2 protein-coding genes and 1 pseudogene are annotated in these 1421 nt (G+C 67.7%); all 3 read left to right on the forward strand.

What is annotated here, in order from left to right; genetic code table 11:
* The coding region (locus EOA36_RS35385; protein ID WP_245464558.1) for a LysR substrate-binding domain-containing protein at nt 1-392 on the forward strand (392 nt) is incomplete at its 5' end.
* Between the two features lie 149 nt (nt 393-541).
* On the forward strand, nt 542-985 hold the full coding sequence (locus EOA36_RS35390; protein WP_127281232.1) for a hypothetical protein: 444 nt from the start codon (nt 542-544) through the stop codon (nt 983-985).
* Nucleotides 982-1421: pseudogene (locus tag EOA36_RS35395) on the forward strand (phosphatidylserine/phosphatidylglycerophosphate/cardiolipin synthase family protein); the annotation flags it as partial. The gene EOA36_RS35390 and the pseudogene EOA36_RS35395, both read left to right, overlap by 4 nt.

Here is a 1421-nt window from a genome sequence, read left to right on the forward strand (position 1 = left end):
TGTTCGCGTCGCGCGCCTACGCCGAAGCCAATGGACTGCCCAGAACCGCCGCCGAACTCGGCCGGCACACCCTCATCGGCTATGTGCCGGACCTCATCGTCAGCCCGTCGCTCGACTACGCGGCCGAATTCAGCGCGGACTGGCGCACCAGCTTCGCCATCTCTTCTGCGCTCGGCCAAGCCGAAGCCGTGCGCTCGGGCGCCGGCATCGGCATCCTGCACACCTTCGTCGCCCGCTCGATGCCGGAGCTGGTGGCCGTCGACGTGGTCGCGCCCATCCGCCGCGCCTACTGGCTGGTCTACCATGAATCGGTGAGGCCGCTGCGCCGCGTCCAGATCGTCGCCAGCTTCATCACCAAGGCGGTTGAGCGTGAGCGGGGCCTCTTCCTGTAGAAGCGCCGTCACGGCACAAACACGGCCGGTCCCCACACGCCGCCTTTTCCTTGCCAAAACCAGCCAGTGTGGCATCAGGCGTGCGGCCCTCGGCCACGCAAGGCGGGCGCCGGGTGGGGACATCTTTCAGAAAGCTGGCGCGGATAGACATGCGAGCCGTTCTTGCCATCCTGCCGCTGCTTCTTGTCTCCGCATGCGCCAATCCATGGACAAAGGTACCGGAAGCCGAATTGCCCAGGCCGATCCGCTACGCCATGGCGCGCCCCTCGCCTTTCGTCATCGGCAATTACTGCGGTCCCGGCACCCGCACCGGCGATCTGTCGGCCCGGCCGGTCGACCGCCTCGACGCCGTTTGCCGAACCCATGACGCCTGCTACATCGCCCGCCGCGACCATTGCGACTGCGACGGCGCCCTTGTCGCCTCGGCGCGGGCAATCCGCGACGACAAGACGGCACCGCGCAAGACGCGCAGCGAGGCCGAACTGCTGATCGCCACCTTCGCCATACCCGTCTGCAAGGTTTTTCCGCAAGGTTTCATGCCGCCGCGCGACCCGGCGCAGTTGAGCGCCATGAAGGCCGGAGCCAACGGGTGAATAGCCGCACGATCGTCATCCTCGCCCTGTTCGGGCTGGCTGCCCTTGCCGGTTGTGCCGGTGCGGGTAGCAATGCCTGCGACTTCCTGGCGGGACAGGAAGCTTGCGCGCGGCCCTCGCTGTCGGCCGGCACGCCCGGGCCACAGGTCGCGGCGGCGTGGTTCTTCGGCAATGCCATCGACAGCGACTACGAAAGACGGTTCCTGGCGCTGCTTGCCAACAACCAGCTCGGCGCCATGGACCGAGCCAACGGCACCGGCCCGTTCGGGCGCAACCGCCGCGATGTCCAGAACCGCGATTTCCAGGCAACATATTCGACACTACGGCAACTGGCCGGACCGGTCGCCAACGCACATCTGCCGCCGGCCAGTGGGGGCGGCGGCGACGGCCATTTCGACGGCCGCTGGCGGGTGTCGCGGCAGACGCTCTACATCGA

It is taken from the genome of Mesorhizobium sp. M8A.F.Ca.ET.021.01.1.1 (assembly GCF_003998025.1).
Lineage (GTDB): Bacteria > Pseudomonadota > Alphaproteobacteria > Rhizobiales > Rhizobiaceae > Mesorhizobium.

Bases quoted from the DNA above. Each gene is read 5' to 3' on its own strand.
- EOA36_RS35390 (WP_127281232.1), top strand. From the start codon at position 542: ATGCGAGCCGTTCTTGCCATCCTGCCGCTGCTTCTTGTCTCCGCATGC.